A 26,290-nucleotide genomic window follows, 5' to 3' on the forward strand; every position below is an offset into this window, starting at 1 on the left:
TCTCATCCCGGCGATGATGCTCGCGCCCGTCTTATCGACGGCTGCGCCTCTCCCCAAGCGCCACTGCACCTGTTTTCGAAGGCGCACACATGCGATTTTCTGAGCATCCCCTCCGGCGTCAGATCGTCGGCGAAATGCATCTGCGCCGTTTTCCTGCACTCGAATTGCCCGCCATGGCATTTCAGACGGTTCGCCTGGTCGATGAGAATGACCGGGAGAAGGAATGGCTGATCCTGGAGCAGCGATGTGCCTCTGGACTCGATCGCAACCTGCGCCACCTGGAAACGGAGTGGTCCGCCAACGGGCGGCTGGCCTGGGAAAGGCACAGTGAAGCGGTCACCACGACGCTAACGTCAACCTCGGTCAGCGCGGACGCGCAGTTCTGGTCTGCTCCCGACGTCGGCCCCTTCAGTGATACCTTGCAGTGGATGGAAACGCTGCCGGGCCTGGTCATCCGCGCAACCCACATCGTCGTTGTGGCGAACGATAGCTACGCCGAGCCGGTTGTCGATCGGGCCGACTTCCATCCGGGCCATCTCGTCTCCTGCATCATCGGGGATAGCGTCCGGATCTGGAGCGACTTTCGCATTCACGCCGGCGGCTACGGGCGCCTGGTCGTTGCCGCGAACGGGGCGGCTGACGGCGAAGTGTCGCGTTCCATCCAGCGCATTCAGGAACTGGGCAATTATCGCAATCTTTCCTTGCTTGAAGGCACGCACAGATCAATAGCTTGACGGCGTCACACACGAACACGCCCGAACCCTGACGACGGGGCCAGCAGCGCCTGACCCCTCCAATTCGCACACAACCTAATAGGCATTTTGATGACGCATTGAGCTATTGACTTACCTATACGTCATCGAGATGGTTATGGGACGCTGATTTGCCGCATATTGGCTCCAGACGTGAAACAGACGGTCGCCTGAAGGCGCGCGGAGAGGAACAATGTCGATCATTCTGACACTACTGGCTTCGAGCACTGCATTGCCCGCCGACACCGTTGTCGGTCGCTGGCAAACCGAGAGCCGTCATGGCGTCGTGGAAATCACCCGCTGCGGGCAATCGATCTGCGGTGCCTTGATCAGTTCCGACGGGATCAAAGCCAACCCCGAACTACGTGACGAAAAGAACAAGACCGCTGCGTTGCGCGGTCGTCCGCTTCGTGGATTGCAGATTCTGCAGGGTTTTACGTGGAAGTCGGGCAGTTGGTCGGGTGGTTCCATCTACAACGCTGAGGATGGCGGTACATACAGCGCGACGGTCACGTTAGCCGATCGGGATCATTTGCGCCTCAAGGGCTGCATCGTCTGGCCCCTGTGCAAGACGCAGACATGGACGCGCCTCCGATAAGCACGAGGAATTTGACAATCACGAAAGGGGAGATGGGCGTGGCAGGCAAAAATTGGAAAGTTGGGATCGCAACATCGGCCGTGGCGGCTGGATTGCTCGCGCCGCAAGCCGCGAGCGCGCAGGCCTTTTACCTTCAGGAACAATCGTCCAGAGGTGCCGGACGAGCCTTTTCGGGCGAGGTCGCCGACCAGGGCGTACAGTCCCTCTGGTGGAATCCGGCTGCGATCGCAGGCATGGAAGGAGTCGATGCCCACCAGGCCGTAAGCGTAATCCTTCCCAAAGGGTCGGTTGACAATGTCAACACGCTCATTGTCCGTCCCGGGCAGTCGGCTGCGGCTGTAGGCGGGAGCCAACGCTCTCGTGATCCGATCAATAATGGCGTACTACCCTCCGGCGCGATAGCCGTCGGCCTGACATCACGGCTCGCTTTGGGGCTGACCGTCGCCTCCCCTTATAGCTTCACAACCAATTATGATGCCGACAGCTGGGCACGGTATAGCGCCGACAAGACCAAGCTGCGAACATACGACATCCAGTCATCGATCGCCTACCTCGTTACGCCAAATCTCAGCATCGGCGCCGCGCTTAATATCGAATATGCCGACGCATCATTGTCCAACTATCTGCCGAACCTATCGCCTCTTCTCGCCGACGGCCACCAGGAGCTGAAAGGCAATGGTTGGGATCTTGGCTGGTCGGCCGGGCTGCAATATCGCGCCGGCCCCATGCAACTGGGCGCCAGCTACAAGTCGAGCGTGAAGCATAATCTCGACGGTTCGGTGACGACGACCGGTCTTCTTGGTCCGCTCGCCGGGCAAAACAGCGTAGTGAATGCAAACGCCACGTTCGAGACCCCCTGGCAGGCGATCTTCGGAGCGCGCGTGGCGGTGTCGCCCAAGGTCACCCTCAACGGTCAGGTGACCCGCATGGGTTGGTCGAAATTCGACGCTATCCGGCTCGGCGCGCCGCTCAACGTTTCAATCCCGGAAAATTACCGGGACACTTGGAGCTTCGCAGGCGGCATCGATTACGCGGTCACACCAGCCTGGACCGTTCGTGCCGGCGTTCAACACGCCCAGACCCCGACGCGCAACGGCAATCGGGACGCTCGAGTGCCTGACAGCAACCGTTGGAATTTCGCTGCCGGCACAAGCTATGCCGTGTCTTCCCGGTTCACGCTCGATGCGGGCGCAGCGTATATTACGTTCAAGGATACGACTATTGATCGCACGACAGCGGCCTATGCCGGCACGGCCGTGCAGACGCCGATCCTGATGGACGGCAAGCTCGAGGACGCGCACGCCGTCGTGCTGTCGCTCGGCGGACGTTTCCACTTCTGATGCTGGAGATCGCCATGCCCCAGCCCGCCATCAGCGGCTTCCCGTCGATACCGGAACCGGCAATTCCGCCACGGCTCCTGACCGACCTCCTCGACAATGCGTTGAACCTTTATCCCGAACGCGTCGCCATCGACTTTCTCGGGCGAACCTGGACTTATGCGCAGGTGGGGCAACTCGTTCGCCGTGCAGCACGTGGATTGCAGGATCAGGGGCTGCGCAAGGGCGATCGGTTCGGCCTGTGCCTGCCGAACTGCCCCTATTTCGCGATATTGTACTTCGCGGCGCTGCGCGTGGGTGCGATCGTGGTCAACTTCAACCCGCTCTACACGGAGCGCGAACTGGAGCATCAGATCCGGGACTCGGGAACGCGCATGATGGCGGTACCGGACGTCCGGATAATCCACGAGAAAGTGCAAGCCGTCGCGCCACGTGCCGGGCTGGACAAGATCGTGTTGTGCGGCATGAGGGATATGCTGCCCTGGCTGCAAGGCCTGGGCTTTGCGCTATTCAAGCGAAAAGACCACGCGCGGATACTCGACGAAGGCCTTCATGTCCGGCTCAAGGCGCTTCTCGCCCATGATGCCGAACCTGACGCGGTAGAACGTCACCCTGATGATGTCGCGGTCCTTCAATATACCGGAGGCACAACCGGCGTGCCCAAGGGCGCAATGCTGACCCACGCCAACCTCACGGCGAACAGCGCCCAGATGGTGGTGCATGTGGGAGGACTTCGCCCGCAGCAGGAGAGAACTCTCGGCGTCCTGCCCATGTTTCACGTCTTCGCACTCACGACGGTGCTCAACTTCTCAGTCGAAATCGGCGCCGAAATCGTCCTGCTGCCACGGTTTGAGATGAAGCAGGTTCTCAACACGATGAAGCGCAAGCCGCCGACACAGTTCTTCGGCGTGCCTACGATCTATGTTGCCCTGAACGCGCTTCCGGACGACGAGATACCCGATCTCTCGGCCGTGCGCGCCTGTATATCCGGCGGCGCACCGCTCCCGCTCGAGGTACGCGAGGAGTTCGAGGCACGCACGCGTGCCAGGGTCGTGGAAGGATATGGGCTCTCCGAAACCGCCCCGATCATCGCCTGCAACCCGTTGTTTGGGACGGTGAAGGACAATAGCTGCGGCCCAAGTTTCCCCGGCACCATCATCGAGATCCGAGATCCGGAGAATCCCTCGCGGGTTCTTCCCCAGGGAGAACGCGGAGAAGTGTGCGCCCGCGGCCCTCAGGTGATGAAGGGCTATTGGCAGCGCCCTGCAGAAACCAGTGCTGTCTTCGTCGATGGCGCGCTACGAACCGGCGATATCGGCTATTTTGATGAGGATGGCTATCTCTTCCTCGTCGACCGCATCAAGGACATCATCTTCTGTGGCGGATATAATGTATATCCCCGGATCATCGAGGATGCGGCCTACCAGCACCCGGCGGTAAAGGAGGCGATCGCAATCGCGATTCCTGACGCCTACAGAGGTCAATCTCCCAAGTTGTTCATCGCGCTGCACGAGGGATCGAACCTGACCGTCGATGAACTCAAGGTCTTTTTGCAGGATCGCCTCAGCAAGATCGAGATGCCCAAGGCCTTCGCATTCCGGGACAGCCTGCCCAAGACGTTGATCGGCAAACTTTCGAAGAAGGATTTGATCGAGGAGGAGAACAAAAAGCTCGCCTGAGCCTCTATCCCCTGTCAAGCTACGAGGCTTATGCGCTTGAGTGGTAGGGTAGCCGTGATTGGAGGACAGGGAGTGGATGGCATGGGGAACTCGCTCCACCTCGCCGAGGACGATGAAACGCTTAAGGACGCGGATCGCGACAACCCCACGCACAAGGGGAGAACCCGCGCAAAGGATGCGGATTTACAAGTGTACGGCATCCAGGATGTCGCTCAGGAACTCGGACTGACACTTCGCACGCTACGCTTCTACGAAAAGGAGGGGCTTATCGCCCCTCAACGGGTAGGCAGTACCCGGGCATATTCCAGGCGTGAGATCGGACGCATACAGCTGATTTTGCGCGGCAAACGCCTTGGCTTCTCCATCAAGGAAATCAAGGAGTTTCTCGATCTCTACGATGCCGATCCCGAGCATAAGGAGCAAATGGAGCGATTGATTGCCCGCATCCGGGAAAGGTTGGTCGACTTGAAGACGCAGCGCTCTGCGCTCGACCTGACAATCGACGAGCTTACAACCATCGAAGTGGAAGCGATGGCAAAGTTGCAGCGATAATTTGGTCATCCCATTCTCTAACCGAGCGGTAACGCTTGATCGCGGCGCCCCCGATCCAATCAAGCCGTCAAGCGACGAGCGCCGCGCCGATCGCTAAGGCCGCCCCAGAACCGCGCCATGATCATCCAGGCGATGCCCGACGCGGTCATCGCCCCGCCGACCTGCCATGGCTCGAGGCCAAGCACGCGCGCGATGGGGCCCGCGAGCGCCACGAACGACATCATCGCCATCGAGCAGACGAAGGTCTCGAACATCAGTGGCTTCATGCTGAAAGCGCCTGATGCTTCCTCCCCCACTTGTTCGTCGCCTGTCGCTGTCGCAGCTTCGGTCATGCTGCTTCGTCCCGTGATGCGACCGGCGAACGGCCACCATTCCAGAGCAGCGCCGTCGAGACGGCATAGACAACGAGCCAGCCGAGGTTGAACGCGGCGCCGTCAAGCCAGGTGTGCGCCGGCTCGGGCAGGATGCGCGCGATCAGCATGCCGATCGCGACCAGCGAGACGGGATTGGCCAGCGCTGCGAACCAGCGTGGCCAGGCGGTGCGGCCCAGCGCGATGACGATCCCGAGGAGCAGCAGCGCCAGGCCCAGCGTCACGATCGGCATCAACCAGGCGATGAGCAGGACAGGCTCCAAGCCGATTGCCCGCAATGTGGACAATCGCTCGAGAATTTCCGCGAAGGCACGTCGTCCCGGTCTACCGGGTGGTTGGCGGATCCAGGCAAGAATGCTGATGCGGCCTGCATTGTGCTGCAGCAGCAGCGAGTCCAGCAGGCCGCATTGCACTGAAGTCAGACTTCCCGTCAGCAGGTTGCCCACGTTCCGCTCGGCATCTAACAGAGCTTTGCTCACCATGCGTTCCAGGGACGTGATACCGGGCACGATTATCTGCCGGCGGCGGAATTCTTCCATCAGGATCCGCGCGAGATCGATTCCACCGGTCATGGTCAGTGCGATCGGCAAGAGCCAAGCCTGCAGTTCTGCATGGATCGGACGGCTCAATTGCCGGAAACCGAATACCTCGCGCAGCGTATCGAGTTGCTCATACCGGGTGGGACCACGCGTGGCATAATCGGCAAGCGCGTCCGGCTCGACGCCGAGCTGATCCCCGACGAACCTGAGAGGAGCATCAGGGATGAATTCGCCGGGTTTCAGCAATCGGCCAGGATATCGCAAGGCGCAGAGCTGCAGCGCAAAACCGAGGCGGTTGTGGGGACGCCTCCGGCTCGTGAAGACGCGCAGATCTGCGGAACTGAGCGTCCAGTATCGCACCAGATCTGGCTCGCTCTCCGGCAAGGCGAACAACTCGGCGTGTTGCGCCTCGGTCAGAACAGAGCGGCGGGGCATCGGGTCAGGCCTTGACCGGTCCCGTCCAGCCAATGCGATCGAGCGTGCCGATGAGGGTCGATCGCGGCACCTTGAATGATCGGCACACCGACGCCTTGCTTGCGCCGGCATCGAGGGCTGCCGTGATCTGCTCGATCGTTTCCGCGTCAATGCTGGGCGGCCGGCCCCCGCGCCGGCCCCGTCGTCGAGCTGCGACCAAGCCTGCCATCACCCGCTCACGCGTGAGCGCGCGTTCATATTGGGCGAGCGCGCCGAAGAGCGAAAACAGCAATTCACCATGGGGCGTGCTTGTGTCCATCTGCTCCGTTAGCGATCGGAAGGCCACACCTCGATTTTTCAGATCGGTTATGATCGCCAGAAGATTGGTCAATGATCGCCCGAGACGGTCGAGTTTCCAAACGACCAAGGTGTCGCCGGCCTTCAGGAATTCGAGGCAAGTGACCTGCCCCCCGGCGGTCCCTCGATCATAACGAGAGTCTTGCGGTTGAATATTCCGGTATGCTCGCCTGCACAAGCGCGCCGGGCGTGATGCTATCGTCCTGCACGAACGTCCGACGCGCTTGTGCAGGCGTTCGATTTCCCAACGATGAGTGGGGGCGAACATGGTTGTAGTCGTAGCGCCAGATGGCCAGCTTCCGGCGGGCGTCAGCCAAGCTGTCGAACAGCTCCTCGTTGAGCAGCTCATCGCGCAATGAGCCGTTGAAGCTCTCGATGAAGCCGTTCTGCTGGGGCTTACCGGGATCGATGTAATGCCACTCGACCTTGTTCTGGCTGGCCCATTGCAGGATCGCCCGGCTCGTAAATTCAGTGCCATTGTCACTGACAATGCAAGCAGGTTTCCCGTGCAGGCGAACCAGCGCATCCAGTTCGCGCGCCACCCGAGCTCCCGAGATGCTGGTGTCCGCGGCCAAGCACAGGTTCTCCCGGCAGCAATCATCGTTGATCGCCAGAATCCTGAACTTGCGCGACGCACCAAACGTATCGGCGACAAAGTCCATCGACCAGCGGTCACCAGGACGAAGTGCTCCCGGCACCGGCGTCCGGCTGCCTCGGGCGCGCTTGCGGCCGCGTCGTCGGCGTATAGACAAGCCTTCTTCCCGATATAGCCGGTAGAGCTTCTTGTGGTTCATGCTCATGCCCTTGCGCTCCAGCATGACGCCGATCCGGCGATAGCCGAACCGACGGCGCTGCCCTGCGATCTCCCGCATGGCTTCGCGGATCGCTCCGTGGTCCGGCGGGCGTTCGCGCCTGACCGTCTTGGGATCGACGCCAATCAGCACGCAGGCCCGACGCTGTGAGACCTGGTAGTCCCGCATCACGCCGAGCGCCACGTCGCGCCGCTGGCCCGGCGTCGTCAGCCTTTTCCCAGCAGGTCCTTCAGGATCGCGTTGTCCAGCATGCTGTCGGCCAGGAGCCGCTTCAGCTTGCCGTTTTCGTCCTCCAACTGCCGCAACCGGTGGGCGTCCGATACCTCCATGCCACCGTACTTCGCCTTCAGCTTGTAAAAGGTCGCCGTGCTCAGGCCGTGCTTGCGGCAAACCTCCACCGTCGGAAGTCCGGCCTCCTGTTCCTTGATCATCCCGATGATCTGCGCCTCGGTAAAACGGCTCTTCCTCATGCGTCTGCTCCTTCTCGTGGGCAGACTCTACATCAGAATGAGGGATCCTTCGGGGGGCAGGTCACAAGCCTTCAGGCCGGGACGATCATCCCGGCGCCCGATGCCTTGTCGGAATAGAGATGGCGCTCATCGACACCTGCGGCGAGGAGGGCATCGCGTTGAAGGTCAACCGACTGACGGTCATCGACCGATGAGACACGCATGTACCCGATGAGCATGTGCGACAAACCCTGAAATTGATGTTGTCGCGCACTAGATCAAAGCGACAGGGTTTGTCGTGCAAAATCAACCATGGTTGTCGAGGCGTAGCCTGGTTGCGATGCTACCCTGTCGGAAAACATGTGTTTTCGGACGCTCGCGCAGGGCTGACGGCGCTTAGCGTATATCTGGGTCCGTTCTATGTACTGACCCCTGTATAGCCTGTCGTCGCTCGATCCTTGGCCGACGCTGCGCCAACTTGTCGCGGGCCCGGTCAACGTGCGCGCGATCGAAGAGGATTGGGACGAGACGCTGCGGCTCGCCGCCTCGATCCGCGCCGGCACCGTCAGTGCCTCGGTCATGCTGCGCAAGCTGGCGGGTTTCCCGCGTCAAAACCCCGTCGCCCGCGCGCTGCGTGAGATCGGGCGGATTGAGCGCACACTGTTCATGCTCGACTGGTTCGACGATCCCGAACAGCGGCGTCGCACCGGCAGCATCCTCAACAAGGGTGAGGCCCGCAACGCGCTCGCCCGCGCCATCTTCTTCAACCGCCTCGGCGAACTGCGCGACCGCACCTTCGAGAACCAGCGCCATCGTGCCTCTGGCCTGACCCTGCTCACCGCGGCCGTCACGCTCTGGAACACCGTCTATCTCGACCGCGCCGTCCGGCATTTGCGCGCCAGCGGTGTCGAGGTGCTGGACGAACTGCTTGCCCATGTCGCGCCATTGGGCTGGGAGCATATCGGCCTCACTGGCGACTATCTGTGGAGCGAGATGGACAAGCCCCGCGAGCGGTTCAGGCCGCTCCGCCTCCATCGGAACGGTCGGGATGCTTAGCGTACGTTTTCGAACATTCTCTCACCGGCCCCCGGAAAGAGCCTACACACCGCAGGCTGAAGGTCGAGAAACCTCGCTGCCCAACAATATCAATGAGTTACAATTTTCTTGCGGCTTTTATCACTATGTTTCAATAACTTGCTTAGCGGCACTTTTTGCACCGCCGTCACGAGAACCCCACAATGGTCGTCAGATCCGGCTCAATGGGGCGGCAATTTACCCGCAGGCTGATTGGGCCTATTGCGAGGAAGTGAGGTGGTGCCGGAAATTCGGACAGGGTGTTAAGCTAATCCCGACCTGAGGAATGGACGGGATGAAGACGACGAGAAAACGGTATTCGGCGGAGTTCAAGGCGAAGGTTGCGCTGGAGGCGATCCGTGGTGATCTGACGCTGGCGGAGCTGGGGGCCAAGCATGGCATCCATCACACAATGATCGCGGCATGGAAGCGGCAAGCGGTCGAGGGCATGTCTGCGACGTTCTCTGGGGCTGGGGACCTGGCCAAAGCCGCCACAGAGGCTGATCTGGACAAGCTGCATGCCAAGATCGGGCAGTTGGTCGTGGAGCGGGATTTTTTAGCCAAAGCCTCCGGTCGATGAGCGTGACACGGAGGCGATCGATGATCGATCCTGCTCACGACGATCTATCGATTTCTGCCCAGTGCCGCCTGCTGTCGATAAGCAGGTCGTCTTTCTATTATGCGCCTGTGCCCGAGACCGGGGAGACGCTGGCGCTGATGCAGGTGATCGATACCGCGTTCCTCGACATGCCCTGGTATGGCAGCCGTCAGATGGCCCGCCATCTGCGCCGTATCGGGCATGATGTTGGGCGTCGGCGTGTGCGGCGGCTGATGGGCAGGATGGGGCTATCGCCCATTTACCAGCGGCCTCGGACGAGCGACCCGAACCCTCAGCACCGGGTCTATCCCTATCTGCTGCGCAAGCTGGTGATCGATCGGCCGAACCAGGTCTGGTGCGCAGATATAACCTACATCCCGATGCGGCGTGGCTTCCTCTATCTGGTGGCGATCATGGACTGGGCTACCCGGAAGGTGCTGGCCTGGCGGCTTTCGAACACGATGGATGCCGGCTTCTGTGTCGCGGCATTGGAGGAAGCGCTGTCGCGCTTCGGCAAGCCGGAAATCTTCAACACAGATCAGGGCAGCCAGTTCACCGGCTTCGCCTTCACCAGTGTGCTGCGGGATGCCGAGGTGCGGATCAGCATGGACGGACGCGGGCGCTGGATGGATAACGTCTTCATCGAGCGCCTGTGGCGCTCCCTCAAATATGAATGCGTCTATCTGCACGCCTTCGAGACCGGATCGGAGTTGCGCACTGGCCTTGGCCGCTGGATCACCTATTACAACACGCAGCGACCGCACTCGGGACTGGCAGGGCGAACCCCGGCAGAGGCCTATGGGCAGATCGACGCTTCAGATAATGGGGGGCATGCCCCCCATTATCTGGTGACCAAACTGGCGGCATAATCACACCTGGGATTAGCTTAACTTCGCCGCCAAACTGTCCAAGAAGGCGGCACCACCTCAGAAGTGGGGCCATCAGAGCTTCATTTTCGGGGAATCGCGGTGGTATCGGGTAAGGCGAAGGAAACAGATCGCGACAGAGCCTATGGGACGTTGCGTCTCAGGGCTTTGTCGGGGCAACTTAACGAAGGCGACGTGGTAGCTGCGACCGACGTGCAGGCCGAGTTTGGTTGCACCAGCACGGCTGCCATGCACGTACTTTGGGCGCTCGCGGCCGATGGCTATCTGGAGAGCAACCTACGCCCTTATCGTGGGTCCCTCTGGACGAGTGAGCGCTTCGATGAATACCTTTCACAGATGGCGGTTTTCATGGAGATTGCGGGGAATCGCATCGTTGGTGACAATCCTGCGCGTCTGCAAAAACTTCGCATCTTGCGGACCAGTCTGGATGATCTGGACCCCGTCTCAGAGGCGCATTATCTGACCTGCGTTGAGTGGATCCATGTGGTGCTTGAAGCGCGGGGGCGACGGTCCTTTACCGAGCTGGTGAGCAGCATCGTGCCGCAATGTCTTCTGAGATTATCTTGGATTGCGGTGGAAGGCACCAGGCGTGCGAACATGCAATGCAGCAATTCGAGACAGCCTTGGTGGCGGAAGACCGCCTCGCGGCCAGGGCAATATCCTATGGATTTTGGACTGGCTTGCGTCCTCTGGTTTCTGATGTTCTGGCGCGCCGGCAGGCAGGCAGCCTAACCTCTCAAAGGCTTGATGCGACCTGGACACTAGAGCCTAATCTGTCGGGATATGTCCCGCGTTTCGGCAGGTCTGGGCGCACGTCACAGGCTTTGGTCGATCCCTTGTCGGCCCAACTACGGCGGCCACAGCCATTGCCAGACCTCCTTTGCGCTTCCCAATGAGACGAGTGAAATTCTGACCCGCACTACCCACCGCTAGCGTATGTCCGTCAGGTAATTAAGCGTGCTGGCGTAGCCGCCGTAAGGCCGCAATATCTAACGCTGCAGCAACATAATCCTGGTTTGAAAAGCTTGTCGAGAACCGATCATAAGCTTCAGCTATTACTTGTCCAGGAACATCAGATAGTTCTCGTGCCCAAGCATAAGCCAAGGTTGGCAAGCCGAGTATGGTGTATCGCTGGAGCAAATTTTCACGCGCGATCGCGGCGACGATAGTCAAAAGCAGGCGTTGCGCCGCGATGGCAAAATCAACTTTGTCGGCCGATTGCAGCGAAATCTGAACAGCCTCCTGATGCCGCCAGATCGACTCCCGGACGTGTTTCAGATCTGTATATGTCATTCTAATAAGGCACACTGACTCCATCGCGGCGAGGCTGTCGAGCTGCTCCTCGACCTTCACGCGGTCGCGCCGCGTAAAGCGGTTAGCGTGAGGACCATACTCAAGAAACCCTCCTAGGAGCAGTTCCTCCATGACCTGTAGTCCCCATCCCCGTTCGCCTGCAATTTCGTCGAGTTCGTTGGGAAGGGCGGTGCTGTGCAGCGCATACCGCCCAGCCACGATATCGACCTTCAATGTTTCGAGGCGAGGGTCTGATGGACGGGTGAGGGCGCCATAGGCTTTCTCATATATTGCGAGATGGGTGTGACGCTTCGACATGGCGAGTTCATAGAATGGACAACGTCACTCCAGCAACTGAGTATCACCCAATCGCTTCCCCGCGACCATAGATCCGCAAATGTCCGCGCGGATCCGTGTGTTACACATGACACCTCGGTGCAGTCACAGAGTCTGCGGTTCACTACCTTGTCGTCGTCACATAGGAACGGTCTGCTGCCGGCCAAAATCACGAGATCGAAACGGCGAGCGAGGTCGCGATGCACAGCGTTATACTCGCGTCCCGTCGCCATGACGAAATTGAGGATGCCCGTAGATCTGCCGCTTCCGTCAGATTTATCCAGGCCTTCCATCGCAGGCTATTCCGAATAGGCCAGAAGCTCCGCCTGCATTCGGGCGGCGTCCTCGACCCAGTGAGTGATCTTGTTCACCCAGGCGTCGAAAGTGCCCATCAGCTTGATGGGATATTGCGCAGCTGGGATCCTGACCGACTTCTTCAAAGGCGTTTCGCCCAGACTTGCATTGGGTGCGGCGAGCTGGCGGCGGCGTTGCGGTCCTTCCAGTCAATGGTGGTCGTCGCACCCTCGATGGGCGTGTAGCCGCGCTTGCGCCAGAACATTCTCAAATCGCGCGGGTCGGATGGCCGAGATGGATGTTCGTCTTCGCGCACGACCACACAGAAGGCCGCAGAGGAAGCTCCCGCTGATCGAGCCGCTGCCTCGCGATGGTCAAAGAATGAATGACCAATGCCCTTGCCCCTGAACTGCGGTAGCAGGACCGATTCTCCGAAATAGAAGGTGCTTGCGGTGTCGAAGCCGGCTTCTACGAGCGGCTCCGATATTGAGCGCGGTTGTCCGCTCAATGGGGAGGCAGTGGCCAGCCCGATGACGATGTCCGACACGCGCGCAACGATCATTACGGCGGCGGGGTCTCCAAGAAACGCAGACAGATACTCCATTTCATAGGCCATGCTGCCGTCATAGAGATAAGGCCAGTTGCGAAACACCGTCATGCGTAGGATGGCGAGCATTCGCAGCGTTGCGGGGTCGCGCAAAGCGGGTTCAACTACCACCATGTTTGCGAGATCCGCGGTTGCCCTGTTGTCGGATGCCATGCTCAGCCTGCTTCGACCTGACGGATCCAGTCCGCAAGATTATAGTGATTGCTCACTCGGACGATTTTGCCGGCCACAATTTCGAAGAACGCGCCGACGCGGAGAGAGTAGGTTTGTCCCTTTGCTTCGGGCAGGCCATCGTCGGTGACGAGATATTGGCCCTCCAGCATGAATTCTACCGCTGCTCTGCTTCCGTCCGAAGAAACCATGATGACCGGGTCGATGACTGTCTCACGATAGGATCGGTTCATATGCACAAGAAATTCACGAAATGCTGAGATGCCCATGCGCGTGGTCCCTTGGCTCGGCTGGTGAATGACTTCGCTGCCGAGGAGCGAAAGCAAGCCTTCGGTATCTTGCCGGTTAAAAACGTCATAATAGCGCTTGATGAGCTGCTTTGGGTCGTCGGTCATACGTTCGTTCCTGGCCGATTGTAGGGGTCAGCGGTAAAGCCGCTCGGCATGCCAGCCAAGCTGCTCCGCCATGAAGGATGATATGAAATAATAGCTGTGATCATATCCCGCGCGGAAGTTGAGCGTGAGATTGATGCCGACCGCGTCGCAGGCGGCGCGGAGCAAATCTGGCCGCAGTTGCTTCTCCAGGAATTCATCGTCGCCGCCCTGGTCGACGAGTAGGTCCGGCACCCGGGCGCCGTCCTCTATCAGCGCAACGGCGTCATGCCTGCGCCACGCGGGTCCTTCGGTGCCTAGATAGCCGCCGAGAGCCTTTTGTCCCCACGGAACCTGGCTTGGCGCGACTATTGGAGAAAAGGCCGACACCGCCTTGTAGCGCTCGGGACAACTGAGGCCAATCGTCAGTGCGCCATGTCCGCCCATGGAGTGCCCCATGATTGACTGGCGTGTCATGTCGGCGGGGAAATGCTGCGCGACGAGGGATGGCAGTTCTTCGGTGACGTAGCTCCACATCCGGTAGGTTGCCTGGAATGGCTCTTCGGTCGCATCGACGTAAAAGCCGGCGCCCAGGCCAAAATCAAAGGCAGCAGCTGGATCGTCCGGCACGCCTTCGCCCCTAGGGCTCGTGTCCGGCGCCACAAAGATTAGGCCGAGTTCAGAACATGCCCGACGAAACTCACCTTTTTCGGTGACGTTCGCTTGGGTGCAGGTCAGGCCAGAGAGGTACCAGACGACCGGCAGCGGCTTTGTCCTGGCGGCGTCCGGCAAGAAGACGGAGAAGGTCATGTCGGTTCCGGTCGCGATCGACGCGTGACGATAAACTCCCTGAACACCATCGTGGGTACGGTAGGACGCCACTTTATCAAACATGATTTTCGCTCCATTTGGACTGCAGACGTTCAATCAATCGGTTGGCGACGGATGGCCTTATTGGCTGGCCTTGCTTCACCTTCACCCACGTATTGACGCTGATCCCAAAGGTCTGCATCACGCAACGCTCCGTCTGAGCGGGGAGAAGTGCGGACATACGCGCCACGATGGCACCATCGAGGATTGCCATGTGGCGTCGACTGACAGTGCCCGGTGGCAGCAAGGTCATCGCCATATCGTTCACTCAGCTGCCTCGATATGTCGAGTAGGCGAAGGGTGATACGAGCAGGGGCACATGATAGTGGCCGCCTTCGTCCGCGACGCCGAAAGCGATTGGCACAAGGTCGAGGAAGGGGGGCTTGGGCAGGGAGACTCCCCGCGTGCGGAAATAGTCGGCAACCTGGAAGTCGAGACGATAGGGGCCTGGCTTCAAATGTTTGGGCATCTCAGGGCAGCGTCCATCGGCATTTGTCTCACCCTCAAAGATCAGTCCGCCGTCACCATTCGAAAGAGATAAGCGCATCCCTTTGGCCGGGCAGCCTGCAGCCGTATCAAGTACGTGCGTCGACAATGTGCTCACAAAGCAATCTCCCTGGCACCGGTGAACTCTTCCTCGTCATAAGCGAGGTGTTCAGCGAGCAATGAGAGCGCATCTTCCTCGAAGAGATCGCGTGCGACGCCGTCCACAAGACGGGGCAGCGCGTACTTCAAACCGGAAAGGGCGGAGGCCGACAGGCCAAGGCTGACCAGGCCGCTATAGTTGAACGCAAAAATCCCGCTTAACTTCTCAGTGGCTTCTGGAGTGCGGCCCAGATACTGGAAGCCGGGCCCGAGATACGGATGATCGTCGATTACGGCATTCCTCAAATCATTTGGCGCATTGTAGCAATCGCGCCAGCGAAGTATGTCGCCCGCGAACGCGCTCAGCTCCGGACGGAGCGCCGGGTCAGTGACAAGACCGGTCGAAAGCAGAATGAAGTCGAATTCTTCGACGCCTTGGGGCGTGGTGACAATTACCTTGTCGTCTGCTGTCTGCTCGACCCCGAGCCAAGGTGCCCCGACATGCAGGTGGAAGCCGGGAAGGGCCATTGCCCGGTCAAATGTATCGTTGGTTGGCGGTTGGTTGCGCGCGAAGAAGCTCAGCATGAAGCGATATTTGTCCGCATCCGACAAACCGACATAGCGACCTGTGATTCCGGTCGCCTCCATATGGCGTATTGGGTTTACGCGCTGGAAGACGGAGCGCCGCATATAGACATGCGTTTCGGCCACACCTTCCTTCAAGCCATACTGGGCGTTGTCGAATGCAGATGCGCCAGCCCCCAGTATTCCGATCCGTTTTCCGACCAACCTAGAAAAATCAACAGGGCCGGAGGTGTGAGCGTACAAATCAGGCGACAAAGCTTTCTCGATCATGTTCGGAACATGCCAGTTACCGCCGCCCTGAATGCCCGTCGCAAGGATCACCTTGCGCGCCAAGTAGGTCCTGTGGTTGGTGACGAGGCTGTAGAGGCCGGTTCCTGTCCGCCCAATCCGCTCTAGCCGGGTATTGTTTTCCACAGGCAGCTTCAATACCCGGCGATACCAACGCAGATAGTCCATCCAGACACCACGCGGAATTTTGTCGAGCGCTGCCCATCCTTCAGCGCCATGCTGCGTTTCGTACCAGGCCCGAAATGTGAGTGATGGCAAGCCAAGGTCGATGGACGTGATATGCTTGGGCGTGCGCAACGTGATCATCCGCGCATAGGTTTCCCATGGGCCTTCCTGACCAGCCGGATTTTCGTCCAGGACTAAGATATTGTCGACACGTTCGCGCAGGAGGCCAAATGCGGCGCCAAGACCGCTCTGGCCGCCGCCGACAATGACGACATCGTGAACATGGCCGTCCTCCGATCGGCGAGGCCGTACCCATGTCGCGCCGCCATAGCACAGCGCAGCAAGATCCCAGTTGACCTGTCGTTCGAGTTTTTTGAGGGTCATGCTTCCCGCACCTCCTGAAGACGCAGTTTCACTATCTTTCCAATCTCGAAGATCGCGGCCGCCAGTTCGGTCTTGCGGTCGTTCGCGAGACGGCTCTCCATCGCGGCGAGGATGCCGGCTTTGTCGGTCAGCCGGACGCAGACGATGAAGGGGAAATCGAACCGATTGCGATAGGCGGCATTTAGGGTGTTGAAGCGCGTATATTCTGCCGGTGTCAGCCGGTCGAGCCCGACCGACGCCTGCTCGGCCGTGGACTCGGCGGTGAGCGTTCCGTCGATGGCCGCCTTGCCCGCCAGTTCGGGGTGCGAGCGGATGAGGGAAAGTTGCTCTGCTTCGCTTGCCCCTGCCACCACCTTCATCAGTCCAGCGTGGAGGTCCGCAAAGGGCCGACGCGCAGCGGCGCGTTTCACCACCCAAGGGCTGTGTTCGAACAGAAAGCCGAATTTTTCGACGAATTTGGCGTTGGAGAGGGCCGCGTCGCTCATGCCGGATGTGCCGCCAACCAGTGCCGCGCGATGTCGATCCGCCGCGCGACCCACGCATCACCGCTCGCAATCACATGATCGACGAACCGCGCCACCGCCAGTGCGCGCGCCGGCTTGCCCGCGATGCGCCCGTGCAGGCCGACCGACATCATGCGGCCGCCCTCCGTGCGGAGCATCTCAAATGTATCACGCAGGTAGCGAAAGAACTGCTCGCCTTCCGTAAACCCATTATAGGCGACCATCTTCATGTCGTTGACGTCCAACGTATAGGGCACGATCAACTGCGCCTTCCCATGGCTACGGTCATAATAGGGCAGGTCGTCGGCATAGCTGTCCGCATCATAGACAAAGCCCCCTTCCTCCACGATCAGCCGAGCGGTGTTGGGGCTAGTACGTCCCTGATACCAGCCTAACGGACGCTCGCCGATCACTTGAGTGTGGAGTTCGATGGCTTCGGCGATATGGGCACGCTCGGTCGCCTCAGGGATATTTTGATAGTCGATCCAGCGAAGGCCGTGGCTGGCGATCTCCCACCCGGCTGCCTGCATCGCGGCAACTGCCTCGGGGTTGGTGGCCAGCGCCCTGGCCACGCCGAACACCGTCACGGGCGCGCCTGCTTGGGTGAATAACCGGTACAGCCGCCAGAAGCCCGCGCGGCTGCCATATTCATAGAGGCTTTCGATCGCCATCGCCCGCGCGCCGGTCTGGCTCGCCGCGCCGACCATCTCCGAAAGGAAGGCTTCGGATTCGCCGTCGCCATTGTCAACGCTGCGCTCCGCCCCTTCCTCATAGTTGATTACGAACTGCACCGCGACACGCGCACCGCCGGGCCATTGCGCATCGGGCAGGGTGGCGCCATAGCCGACTAAGTCGCGGGTCATGCCGCGAGCCCCTCGATGAAAGTCAGCATGGCGGCCAGAGCCTGTTCCACATCGGCTTCGATCACATCTTCCGCCGGATTGTGGCTGATGCCGCCAGTGCAGCGGATGAACAGCATCGCGGTCGGAGCGAGGGCGGCCATCACCATCGCGTCATGGCCTGCTCCGCTGACGAGGCACCGGGGTTCCTGCCCGGTCGCGGCTACGGCGGCAGCAAGGCGGTCGATCAGCGCCGGATCGCACGGACTGGCGGCGAGCATCTGGGTCTCCTCGGCGACAACCGTGACGCCGCGCGACGTGGCGATAGCGTGCAGCGCGGCGAGAATCTCTCCCGTGGCGGCATCCCGCTCCGCATCGCTGCCCGACCGCACATCGACGGTGAAGTCCACCCGGCCCGGCACAACATTGGTCGCGCCTGGCATTACGGTCATTCGGCCGACCGTGGCGACGAGATCGGACTTGCCCGCCCGTGCCACGCTCTCAATCGCGAGAATGGCTTCGGCTGCGGCAGTCAGCGCGTCGCGGCGCAGGTGCATAGCGTTAGTGCCGGCATGGCCCGGCACGCCGGTGACGTTGACGGTGATCCGCCGCTGCCCGGCAATGGCGGTGACGACGCCCAGCGCTAACCCCTCTGCCTCCAGCAACGGGCCCTGCTCGATATGCGCCTCCAGATAGGCAGCGACGCTGCCCGGCGCATAAGCCGCGGCGGCGAAAGCGGTGGTCGCAAGGCCAACGCTGGCGAGCGCCGCATCGAGCGTCACGCCGTCCCCGTCGGTGATCGCCAGTGCGGCGGGATCGAGCGTGCCGGCGACGGCGCGGCTTGTTAGCATAGAGGCGGGAAAGCGCGATCCCTCCTCATCCCCAAAAGCAGCGACGTCGATAGCGAAGGGCAGGCGGCGCCCCTTGGCGGCCAGGGCGGCGATGCATTCGATACCAAGCATGATGCCGAGCGGACCGTCGAACGCGCCCCCATCGCGAACGCTGTCGATATGACTGCCGATCAGCAACAGCGGAGCGTCACTGGTGCCCTTATAACGTCCGATAAGGTTGCCGGCGGGGTCGGTGCGCACCTCCATCCCCGCCTCCTCCATCCAGTCGGCGAGGCGCGCACAGGTCGTCTGATGCGCAGGGGTCAGATAGGGCCGGGTGAGAGCGTCCTGCTCCTCGCTGAACGGCGGGCGGGTCAGCGATCGGCAGCGCTCGACCGCGCGCGCGCCGCCGGCAGAGATCGTCTGTGCAGACGTGAAGGTTGCCTGCGACATCACTCGAGACCGAAACGGATCGACTGCGCACCTTCCCACAGTGTCATTCTGCCCAGCGCGCGGAGATTCTCGTTACCCTCGACGATGGTGAGGAAATGGTTTCCCGCGAGTGGACCAGCCTTGCTGCCGAACGCGACACCGCCATAGGCCAGCAGAATCTCGGTCTCGCTTACGCCCTTAGGATAGAAGATGAATTCGCCTGGGGCTGGGTGGCGGGTCGTGTTCTCCCATGGCAGGGCAAATTCCTGGTCGCCCATGGGGATCCAAACGCCTTCGCCGCTCCAGCGGACATGAATCACCCGCTCCTCATAGGGGAGGAGCGCTTTAAACGCTGCGCAGGTCGCTGGCGCTAGTTCTTCCTCGAGACGTGCACGAAAGGAAAAAGGGCCCGCGGTGATGGAAAGCATGGTCATAATGGAAATCCGGATAAATTTATCGTTAGAGAGTGTCGGCTGAGATCGTCAGAATACAACCACGCTGCGGATACTTTCTCCGGCGTGCATCAGGTCAAATCCTTTATTAATATCCTCCAGACCCATGACGTGGGTTATCATCGGATCGATTTCGATCTTGCCGGTCATGTACATATCGACGATCTTCGGCACGTCTGTGCGGCCCTTGGCTCCGCCGAAGGCGGTGCCACGCCAGTTACGGCCCGTGACGAGCTGGAAGGGGCGGGTACTAATTTCCTTGCCGGCCTCGGCAACACCGATGATGATGCTTGTGCCCCACCCGCGGTGGCAGGCCTCTAGCGCCGTGCGCATCACTTCTGTGTTGCCTGTCGCGTCGAATGTGTAGTCCGCTCCGCCATCGGTCAGCTCGACGATTTTCCCCACGACATCCTCGCGGCTCATGCCCTTGCTGTTGAGGAAGTGTGTCATGCCGAAACGGCGGCCCCATTCCTCCCGATCAGGATTAATATCGACGCCGATGATCTTGTTGGCACCCGCCATACGCGCGCCCTGCAGCACGTTGAGCCCGATTCCGCCGAGGCCAAAGATGACGACATTGTCACCGACTTGCACCTTAGCAGTGTTCAGGACCGCGCCAACGCCAGTGGTAACGCCGCAGCCGATGTAACAGCTTGTCTTGAATGGTGCGTCCTCACGGATCTTAGCCACCGCGATCTCGGGTAGCACGGTGAAATTCGAGAAGGTAGAGCAGCCCATATAGTGGAAGAGCGGCTGACCCTTGTAACTGAAGCGGGTCGTGCCGTCGGGCATAAGGCCCTTCCCTTGCGTCGCACGGATAGCGGTGCATAGGTTGGTCTTGCCGCTAAGGCAGCTTTTGCACTGGCGACATTCGGGCGTGTAAAGCGGGATAACATGGTCGCCGGGCTTCACCGCCGTTACTCCGGAACCGATCTCGCGCACGATGCCCGCGCCCTCATGTCCCAGGATGGAGGGGAAGATGCCCTCGCTGTCGAAGCCGTCCAGCGTGTAGGCGTCGGTATGACAAATCCCGGTCGCCATAATCTCAATCAGCACTTCGCCCGCCTTCGGTCCTTCCAGATCGATTTCGACAATCTCAAGCGGCTTCTTCGCCTCAAACGCGACAGCGGCGCGGGTCTTCATTCAAGCTCTCCGATTTGATGACAATGCATAGAAAGGTTTTTGATGGCTCAGTCATTCGCACTACCATGCGGTCTAATCTAGCGCAGATTTTCGCATCCTCCGTTCTCGAAATGAGGACACCAAACGGTGAGAGACCGCGTTTTAAAATTCAAGTGGACAACCTTTGTCCGACAATGTTCTAGCGGCCCCCGCAGATGCTAAGCATAACCGCGTGGGGGTCTGGATCTTTGAGTGATTACTGAACGGTCGCTAATGCCCTGCTCTCGAGCGCGTAAGTCTTGCGATACATATTGGCGATATGTTCCCCGACCGTAACTTCGACACTATTTTCAGCAGATTTCAAGGTAGGGACTGCCTTGATCCGATAGAAATAGTCCAGATCGAAAAATGTGGGCACAGAGTATCTGTGCTTCTCCGGCGACCTATTGAAAACTCTGTGCATATTGGAATGATAAAGGCCGTTGGTGAGCACGGGCACCATATCACCGAGATTTATGACGAATGTGTCGGGTATCGGGGGTGCGTTGACCCAGTCTCCATCGGCGTTCTGCACCTCCAAACCGCCAACATCGTCCTGCATCAGAATGGTTAGGAGGCCCCAATCTGTGTGCGCGCCCGCACCAAGTTGATTACCTTCGCCGACGCCCATCTGTGGCGGGTAGTGGAGTAAGCGGGTCGTCACCATCGGCTCGTCACAGCCTTTTCCGAAGTAGGCTTCGGGCAGATCGAGCGACAATGCCAGAATTCCGGCGAGGTGGGTGCCGAGCGCACGCATCGTCTCAATGTATCGCTCAGTTGAATGGCGCAGCCATTTTTTGTCGGCGAGCCACTGATTAGGCCCGTGATATGGGACTTTGTTAACGACATAGGGATGTCCAGGTCCCAGATCTCGGCCTGCCATAAAGCCTTCCTTCAGGTCCGGCTGCGATCCATCGTCAAGGACTTGAATAGCCATCGCCTCGTAGCCGCGCATACATTCAGAATTGCGCGCGTCGATCTGCAGCTTCTCGCTCTGCGAAAGAGCAAAGAACTGGCGGGCGACATCGAGCTGCCCATCCATGACGTCGGTGGAGACACCGTGGTTCTTGATATAGAAGAACCCCGTGTCCCGCGCGGCCTTATGGACCTCCCATGCCACGGCCTTCCGATCCTCGAGCAGTTCGGAAAAGCTGCCCTTGAGGTCAATGACAGGGATGGTCTTAGCAGTTGAAGGAGGGGTGTAGACATGCATGGCTCTCTCCGTAAACTTAGAAGCTGAACTTCACCGAACCAACGACTTGTCGCGGTGCAATATATTCGTTGCTTGTGAAGAACGACCCGAAGGGATCGGTGTAGCGGGAGTTAATTCCGGCCTTGTCGAGAAGGTTCGACGCCGCGACCCCGAATTCGACCGGGAATCCCGAGGCACGTAGCTGAAGCTGAGATTTACGATATCGTAGGCAGGCACGATGTCTCGTGAACCGGCATTAAAGACGCGGTAGATATAGCTGCCGCGGTGGGTCCATTCAGCACGGCTGGTCAATTCGCCCCCAAAAATCTCGGCTGTATGTGTCGCACTGACGCCAAAGCTCCATTTAGGCAGCTTGGGCGGCGTGCCGCCACGCAGATTCTTGACCTGCTGTGCACGCAGGTTGATAGTATAAGGATCAAATGCGCCAAAGCCGAGCGCGGCCGCTGCCTGGGTAGCTGCGTTGGCACTGGCGGCGTCGAGGGCGAAATAGTCCTGCGTGAACTCGCCATCGAGGTGCGTGACATTTCCGTCAAAACGCAAGTTACGGGTCGCTTTCCACGATGCCTCTGCCTCAACACCCCAGATATGCGCTCCGGGAATATTGGCGATACCACCCTGATAGGGGATCGGATCCTCCTGCTGGAACTGGAGATTCTTGTACTTGTAGAAAAAGCCGGCGAGATTAAGCGATACTGCGTCGTCGAAGAACCGGTTCTTGGATCCCAACTCGACGGCGTCAAGGTCCTCTGCTTTGTAGGTCTTGGAATTGAGCAACGGACCCGTAATTAGGTTCGCGCCTCCTGGCTTGTAGCCCTTGGAGAAGCTGGCATAGACCATGCTACGCGGAGCGACGTCATATTCGATGACTGCACGGCCGGTGAGATGATTGTCCCGCTGGGAGATGAGCTCACCGGGTGCGAACAGCCCGTAGGATGTGAGCGAATAGCTCTCGAGTTCGTCGCGGGTGTAGCGCAGGCCGCCGGTCATGCGCAGACTTTCAGTGAGGTGATAAGTCGCCTGGCCAAATGCCGCGTAAGTCTTGCGCTTCAGATCGACGTCCAGACGATAGATCAGATTGGCTGGGATCCCGTTCGCGGCACTTTTCGGGATGTTGAAGCTCGCGGGATTGGCGCCGCTCCCGGCGAACTCGACGAAGTTCTGCGTCTCCCTATAGTCGACATAATAGACGCCTGCGGTCCAGGAGAGCCGATTATTTCGGGGCGAGCTGATGTTTACCTCCTGCGTAATCGCGCGATAGCGGTTCAGCCAGAGCGGAATCGCATCGTAAAAGCCAACTGTCGCCGCGTTGAGCCGGTCGCGATCCACATGGTTGTCGTTGCGCATATGTTGGTAGGAGGTGACAGATTTCAGGGTAGCGAACGAAAGGTCGAGCTTGAGTTCTGCTGACGCTATATCGAAGTCGAGCTTGTAGCGGCCCGGATAGTCCTGCGTCAGGACGCGCGGATCGGGGTTGGGATCGAGGATGTTCTTTTGCGCCGACCCTGCCTCATCGCCTGTGAAATGCTGATAGCGCAGCACTGCGGAGAACATGTCCGAAGGTTGCCACAGCAAACTGAGACGTCCGTTCCAACGATTGGCGTCGTCCTCCCTGTACCCATTGTCGATGCGGGCATAGCCGTCGTGGGCGAGGCGCTGCCCGGCGGCGCGCACGGCGACAGTATCGCCAAATGGAACATTAAGAACAGCCGTTCCGCGAAAATAGGCGTAGTTGCCGCCCGCCAGTTCGCCATAGCCGGTGAACTTGCCGAGTTCGGGCAGATTGCTGATGATGTTCATTGCGCCGCCTGTAGCGGCCTGGCCGAAAATCGTTCCCTGCGGACCGCGCAGCACTTCAACCCGCGCGATGTCGAGCAAGTCCACCCCGGTCGCAATAGGGCTGCCGATGTAGATGCCGTCGACATGGTAGGCGACGCTTGGCTGTGAACCAGTTTGCGTCGCTTCGGACCCAATGCCGCGGATGGAGATGACGCGATAGGGCGTGCCGTTCCGCGGCGTCACGACCGACGGGATTGTCCCATCGAGTTGGCTGACCTGAGTGATGTTGGCAGCGGTGAGCGCGTCGGCTTGGATCGCCGTGATAGCTATTGGCGCTTTCTGAATGCTTCCTTCCCGTTTCTCGCCGGTGACGACGATATCGCCAAGCTGCGCGCCCGCATCAGCGGTTGCGTCTGCAGGCACAGGCCCCTGCGCCCATGAGTGTGGCGACCAAGCATAAAATGCCACCATTGCGATGAACGACGATTTGGTACGATTGATAATCATTGGATCACCCCTAAATTGAATAGTCTTGATCCTCCCGCTGCATATTTTTGTTCTGTCGGATCAAGTATCTAGTGTTATTTGTAAGACATTTCGTAGCGTCGGCGCATGTGTTCATCGACTGTCACCGGCGGATACTTCGCAAGCTCCCCGTTGCTCAGACAGGTTTTAATGCATTCGACGCGGTGATCGGGATTACCGGCGAAGAAGAATGGGACAGAATATCGCTCGCGTCCCGAGCTGTTGATCACCCGGTGCACCGTCGAACGGTAGCGGTCGTTGGTCCAGCGTCCGATCAGGTCGCCCAGATTAACGATGAACGCCCCCGGAATCGGGTGCGCATTGAGCCATGTTGCTGCATCGTGGTCCCACACCTGCAGACCGCCCACCCCGTCCTGTAGAAGAATTGTGATGCCTCCGAAGTCGGTGTGAGCACCGCATCCCTTTTCGCCTGGGGCCGAATTTGCGGGCTGTGGCGGGTAGTGAAGAAGACGTAGCGTCGCGAGCGGATCGACCTTGAGTGGATCGAAGAAGTCTCCTGGAAGATCGAGAGAGAGCGCGATCCCGCCGAGTAAAACGACCGCAAGCTCTTGCATGATGTCAAGGTAGCGAGTGGTCACCGCTTGAAATTCGGGCAGACTCTCCGGCCACAGATTGGGTCCGACGTTGAAATGACGACTGGCGCGGTGGTCGTCGGCGTCCACATGGATGCCAAGATAGAAGCCTTCCTTGAGGTCAGGTGGCATTCCGGGTTCCAGTGTCTGGCCACGCAGCGGCTCATAGCCACGGTTCGCACGGGAGAGTGCCTTATCGACCTTGAGCTTCGCCTCCATGGGGAGCGAGAAGAAGCGCTCGGCCTCCCTGAAAATTTCGGCAATAATTTGGGGCGGTACGCCGTGGCCGACACAATAGAAAAAGCCTTTGTCGAGGCATGCAGCCCGGATGGTCGCCACCACCTCGGCGCGCGCCACGGCGTCACCGCCAAGCAGCCCGGAGATGTTGACCACAGGGAGATTGGCAAGAGACGAAGGCGCAATATGCACGGGGGCGGGATCGGAATGGTTCACTTCTTGGCGCCCTCGACTGCATGTTGCATCTGGCGCTGCGCCTCGAGATGCTCACCTGACGTGATAGACGGATATCGACGGTCTTCGCCGAGGCAGCTGGGGATACAATCGACGACAGCGTCCCAGTTTGGTTGGTGGAAAAATGTGAGGGATAGCCGGCGACTTCCAACGCGCTGCCCAGGAGGCGGAGCAGTCACGCGGTGGAGGGTTGAAACCCACTGGTCGTTTGTCCACCGCGCCATCAGGTCGCCGATGTTGATGACGAAGGTATCCGGAAGGATGGGTACGCGCGACCAATCGCCTTCCTTGGTGAGGATTTCTAGTCCGCCTGGCTTGTCCTCGGCCCGCAGTATCGTCAGCGTACCATAGTCGGTGTGGGGGCCGGCACGCATTTGATCGGGACTCTCGTCGCCGCACGGATCGGGATAATTGGACACCACCAAATTTGTCATGTGCCTGTCGATCTTGTCCGCAAACCAACGTTCGTCGAGATCGAGAGCGACCGCGAAAATGCGCATCAGCTTCTCGGCGAGATCCGCCATTGCGCGATAATAGTCCTCCCAGGCATCCTGAAGCCCGGCGATATCCGTTGGATAGAGATTGGGCGCGAAGATCACGGACGCTTCCGGCGTCTGGTAATATGGATCGGTACGGTCAACGTCAGGGTTAGTGATCGTGAAATATTCGCGGAGGTCCGGAAGTGCTTCCTCGATCCCTAGCGTCTTGGCCAGCGAGGATGATTGCACCGCGAAATAGCCGCGCCAGCTCTCGCTGTCCGTGAGATGGTAGCGCTCCTTCTTCACACGAGGTAGATCGAAGAAGGCCCGGCTAGTCGTGTCGATCCGGTCAATCAGACGGGCATCGATCCCGTGCCCGCGAATGACTAGAAAGCCATATTGCCGACACGCGTTATCAACTTGTCGAGCAATGGCAGCCCTGGCGCCGGCACCAGAGTCGAAGCGGGATATGTCAATTACGGGAACGGGTGATGTCGACACCTGCAATGCGCCTTCCTGCTGCATTTATCTCGAAGCATCCTGCATCGGTAATGTCATCATGCTGCAAAGCGGCCGTCCTCAAAAAGAACAATGATTCGCCTGGGGTGATGCCGATATGGGGACATTGACGAAACCATCGGTATCTCG

27 protein-coding genes and 3 pseudogenes are annotated in these 26,290 nt (G+C 59.6%); 8 read left to right on the forward strand and 22 right to left on the reverse strand.

Annotated features, from left to right (window positions below; translation table 11 throughout):
* Positions 1-89 precede the first annotated feature (89 nt).
* The 5 genes from BF95_RS04895 to BF95_RS04915 all read left to right on the forward strand — a co-directional run bounded on the left by BF95_RS04895 (position 90) and on the right by BF95_RS04915 (position 4,918).
* On the forward strand, positions 90-734 hold the full coding sequence (locus BF95_RS04895; RefSeq protein ID WP_004206967.1) for a DUF3422 family protein: 645 nt from the start codon (positions 90-92) through the stop codon (positions 732-734).
* 211 nt (positions 735-945) lie between these two features.
* On the forward strand, positions 946-1,350 hold the full coding sequence (locus BF95_RS04900; protein ID WP_026109759.1) for a DUF2147 domain-containing protein: 405 nt from the start codon (positions 946-948) through the stop codon (positions 1,348-1,350).
* 32 nt (positions 1,351-1,382) lie between these two features.
* Positions 1,383-2,690, forward strand: a complete 1,308-nt coding sequence (locus BF95_RS04905; protein WP_043149761.1) for an OmpP1/FadL family transporter — start codon at positions 1,383-1,385, stop codon at positions 2,688-2,690.
* Positions 2,690-4,366, forward strand: a complete 1,677-nt coding sequence (locus BF95_RS04910) for a long-chain-fatty-acid--CoA ligase (RefSeq protein WP_443018331.1) — start codon at positions 2,690-2,692, stop codon at positions 4,364-4,366. Before BF95_RS04905 ends, BF95_RS04910 begins: the two co-directional genes overlap by 1 nt.
* An 81-nt stretch (positions 4,367-4,447) precedes the next feature.
* Positions 4,448-4,918: a MerR family transcriptional regulator gene (locus BF95_RS04915; RefSeq protein ID WP_017503287.1), complete on the forward strand. Its 471-nt coding sequence runs from the start codon at positions 4,448-4,450 to the stop codon at positions 4,916-4,918.
* Between the two features lie 59 nt (positions 4,919-4,977).
* On the opposite strand, the gene BF95_RS04920 is transcribed toward BF95_RS04915, so the two are convergent.
* The 5 genes and pseudogenes from BF95_RS04920 to BF95_RS04945 form a co-directional block, all read right to left on the reverse strand.
* Positions 4,978-5,172, reverse strand: a complete 195-nt coding sequence (locus BF95_RS04920; protein ID WP_152542565.1) for a hypothetical protein — start codon at positions 5,170-5,172, stop codon at positions 4,978-4,980.
* Between the two features lie 359 nt (positions 5,173-5,531).
* A pseudogene (locus tag BF95_RS26105) lies at positions 5,532-6,263 on the reverse strand (DUF4158 domain-containing protein); the annotation flags it as partial.
* A gap of 4 nt (positions 6,264-6,267) precedes the next feature.
* Complete coding sequence (locus BF95_RS04930; protein ID WP_025290585.1) at positions 6,268-6,777, reverse strand: recombinase family protein; 510 nt, start codon at positions 6,775-6,777, stop codon at positions 6,268-6,270.
* Positions 6,728-7,881 (reverse strand): IS3 family transposase gene (locus BF95_RS28730; RefSeq protein ID WP_235209564.1). Its coding sequence is split into 2 segments (ribosomal slippage): positions 6,728-7,623 and positions 7,623-7,881, totalling 1,155 coding nucleotides; the frame shifts between segments, so codons are not numbered across the junction. Before BF95_RS28730 ends, BF95_RS04930 begins: the two co-directional genes overlap by 50 nt.
* 63 nt (positions 7,882-7,944) lie before the next feature.
* Positions 7,945-8,099: pseudogene (locus BF95_RS04945) on the reverse strand (recombinase family protein); the annotation flags it as partial.
* A 193-nt stretch (positions 8,100-8,292) separates the two neighbouring features.
* Here BF95_RS04945 and BF95_RS04950 point away from each other — a divergent pair.
* The 3 genes and pseudogenes from BF95_RS04950 to BF95_RS04965 all read left to right on the forward strand — a co-directional run.
* A pseudogene (locus BF95_RS04950) lies at positions 8,293-8,916 on the forward strand (Tn3 family transposase); the annotation flags it as partial.
* 313 nt (positions 8,917-9,229) lie between these two features.
* Positions 9,230-10,401, forward strand: a protein-coding gene (locus tag BF95_RS04960) for an IS3 family transposase (protein ID WP_152542569.1) whose coding sequence is annotated in 2 segments (ribosomal slippage) — positions 9,230-9,494 and positions 9,494-10,401 — 1,173 coding nt in all. Because the reading frame shifts where the segments join, the coding sequence is not laid out codon by codon here.
* 99 nt (positions 10,402-10,500) lie between these two features.
* Entirely contained in the window at positions 10,501-11,151 is a 651-nt protein-coding gene (locus tag BF95_RS04965; RefSeq protein ID WP_043149768.1) for a hypothetical protein, read from the forward strand.
* A 219-nt stretch (positions 11,152-11,370) separates the two neighbouring features.
* Here the strand turns inward: BF95_RS04965 and BF95_RS04970 are convergent, their stop codons facing one another.
* The 17 genes from BF95_RS04970 to BF95_RS05045 form a co-directional block, all read right to left on the reverse strand.
* Complete coding sequence (locus tag BF95_RS04970; RefSeq protein ID WP_043149770.1) at positions 11,371-12,030, reverse strand: hypothetical protein; 660 nt, start codon at positions 12,028-12,030, stop codon at positions 11,371-11,373.
* 317 nt (positions 12,031-12,347) lie between these two features.
* Positions 12,348-12,488, reverse strand: coding sequence for a hypothetical protein (locus tag BF95_RS27845; protein ID WP_161774221.1), 141 nt, complete (start codon positions 12,486-12,488; stop codon positions 12,348-12,350).
* Positions 12,485-13,102, reverse strand: a complete 618-nt coding sequence (locus BF95_RS04975) for a GNAT family N-acetyltransferase (protein WP_443018332.1) — start codon at positions 13,100-13,102, stop codon at positions 12,485-12,487. Before BF95_RS04975 ends, BF95_RS27845 begins: the two co-directional genes overlap by 4 nt.
* Before the next feature lie 2 nt (positions 13,103-13,104).
* The gene (locus BF95_RS04980) at positions 13,105-13,515 is read right to left on the reverse strand and encodes a ketosteroid isomerase-related protein (protein ID WP_043149772.1); all 411 of its coding nucleotides are present in this window, start codon (positions 13,513-13,515) and stop codon (positions 13,105-13,107) included.
* Positions 13,516-13,542: 27 nt separating this feature from the next.
* Positions 13,543-14,385, reverse strand: coding sequence for an S-formylglutathione hydrolase (fghA, locus tag BF95_RS04985; RefSeq protein WP_043149773.1), 843 nt, complete (start codon positions 14,383-14,385; stop codon positions 13,543-13,545).
* Positions 14,378-14,620: a hypothetical protein gene (locus BF95_RS04990; protein WP_051519851.1), complete on the reverse strand. Its 243-nt coding sequence runs from the start codon at positions 14,618-14,620 to the stop codon at positions 14,378-14,380. Before BF95_RS04990 ends, fghA begins: the two co-directional genes overlap by 8 nt.
* 9 nt (positions 14,621-14,629) lie before the next feature.
* Positions 14,630-14,965, reverse strand: a complete 336-nt coding sequence (gene uraH / locus BF95_RS26110) for a hydroxyisourate hydrolase (RefSeq protein ID WP_081764040.1) — start codon at positions 14,963-14,965, stop codon at positions 14,630-14,632.
* On the reverse strand, positions 14,962-16,368 hold the full coding sequence (locus BF95_RS05000) for an FAD/NAD(P)-binding protein (RefSeq protein WP_043149775.1): 1,407 nt from the start codon (positions 16,366-16,368) through the stop codon (positions 14,962-14,964). Before BF95_RS05000 ends, uraH begins: the two co-directional genes overlap by 4 nt.
* Positions 16,365-16,853: a 2-oxo-4-hydroxy-4-carboxy-5-ureidoimidazoline decarboxylase gene (gene uraD / locus BF95_RS05005; RefSeq protein WP_043149776.1), complete on the reverse strand. Its 489-nt coding sequence runs from the start codon at positions 16,851-16,853 to the stop codon at positions 16,365-16,367. Before uraD ends, BF95_RS05000 begins: the two co-directional genes overlap by 4 nt.
* On the reverse strand, positions 16,850-17,734 hold the full coding sequence (puuE, locus tag BF95_RS05010) for an allantoinase PuuE (RefSeq protein ID WP_043149777.1): 885 nt from the start codon (positions 17,732-17,734) through the stop codon (positions 16,850-16,852). The genes uraD and puuE overlap by 4 nt, the downstream gene beginning before the upstream one ends.
* Positions 17,731-18,993, reverse strand: coding sequence for an allantoate amidohydrolase (locus BF95_RS05015; RefSeq protein WP_043149779.1), 1,263 nt, complete (start codon positions 18,991-18,993; stop codon positions 17,731-17,733). The genes puuE and BF95_RS05015 overlap by 4 nt, the downstream gene beginning before the upstream one ends.
* Positions 18,993-19,406 (reverse strand): DUF3830 family protein, encoded by a 414-nt coding sequence (locus BF95_RS05020; protein WP_043149781.1) that lies wholly within the window; start codon positions 19,404-19,406, stop codon positions 18,993-18,995. Before BF95_RS05020 ends, BF95_RS05015 begins: the two co-directional genes overlap by 1 nt.
* A 48-nt stretch (positions 19,407-19,454) precedes the next feature.
* Positions 19,455-20,567, reverse strand: coding sequence for an S-(hydroxymethyl)glutathione dehydrogenase/class III alcohol dehydrogenase (locus BF95_RS05025; protein ID WP_043149782.1), 1,113 nt, complete (start codon positions 20,565-20,567; stop codon positions 19,455-19,457).
* Positions 20,568-20,802: 235 nt separating this feature from the next.
* Positions 20,803-21,798 carry an isopenicillin N synthase family dioxygenase gene (locus tag BF95_RS05030; protein ID WP_043149783.1) on the reverse strand — a complete coding sequence of 332 codons (996 nt, stop codon included), beginning with the start codon at positions 21,796-21,798 and terminating at the stop codon, positions 20,803-20,805.
* Between the two features lie 30 nt (positions 21,799-21,828).
* On the reverse strand, positions 21,829-24,081 hold the full coding sequence (locus BF95_RS05035) for a TonB-dependent receptor (protein ID WP_043149784.1): 2,253 nt from the start codon (positions 24,079-24,081) through the stop codon (positions 21,829-21,831).
* Between the two features lie 74 nt (positions 24,082-24,155).
* A complete protein-coding gene (locus tag BF95_RS05040; protein WP_235209565.1) occupies positions 24,156-25,145 on the reverse strand; it encodes an isopenicillin N synthase family dioxygenase in 990 nt (329 codons plus the stop codon).
* The gene (locus BF95_RS05045; RefSeq protein WP_081764041.1) at positions 25,142-26,167 is read right to left on the reverse strand and encodes an isopenicillin N synthase family dioxygenase; all 1,026 of its coding nucleotides are present in this window, start codon (positions 26,165-26,167) and stop codon (positions 25,142-25,144) included. Before BF95_RS05045 ends, BF95_RS05040 begins: the two co-directional genes overlap by 4 nt.
* Positions 26,168-26,290: the final 123 nt, after the last annotated feature.

This window comes from Sphingobium sp. Ant17, from assembly GCF_000588875.1.
Lineage (GTDB): Bacteria > Pseudomonadota > Alphaproteobacteria > Sphingomonadales > Sphingomonadaceae > Sphingobium.